The organism is Komagataeibacter intermedius TF2 (assembly GCF_000964425.1).
GTDB lineage: Bacteria > Pseudomonadota > Alphaproteobacteria > Acetobacterales > Acetobacteraceae > Komagataeibacter > Komagataeibacter intermedius.
Window position 1 is genome coordinate 1 of the sequence record NZ_BANF01000763.1, and the last position, 338, is coordinate 338.

The 338-nt window shown below is 56.2% G+C and carries 1 pseudogene; it reads right to left on the bottom strand.

From position 1 onward, the window contains the following. Positions 1-338 (bottom strand): annotated as a pseudogene (locus tag B7449_RS19185) (FAD-binding oxidoreductase); the annotation flags it as partial.

Below are 338 nucleotides of genomic sequence, written 5' to 3' on the forward strand. Positions count from 1 at the left end.
CTGTTCGCCGCAAAGTCCATGAAAGACTGCCCCCGGTCCGAGACACGCTTTATCCCGTCAAGCGCAGGAAACACCCCGTAGACAGCCCCGCGGCCAAGTGCGCCCTCGATTGCGGGATATTGGAGGATATGCCGGATTTCCTCTGAAGCATCGACGCGCCCGCTAAGGAGGGCCTCGTTAATGACAATGACGGTGTTCTTGGGAATAAAGCCCCGGTTTGCCTGCAGGTCTTCAAGATAGTCGATATCGGCATGTTCCGAGCCGATCATGAAAACCGTGACAAGATTGATCCCGAGTTCCTCAAGCTGTGCAACGAGCGGGGAGGCCTTTACCAGTTC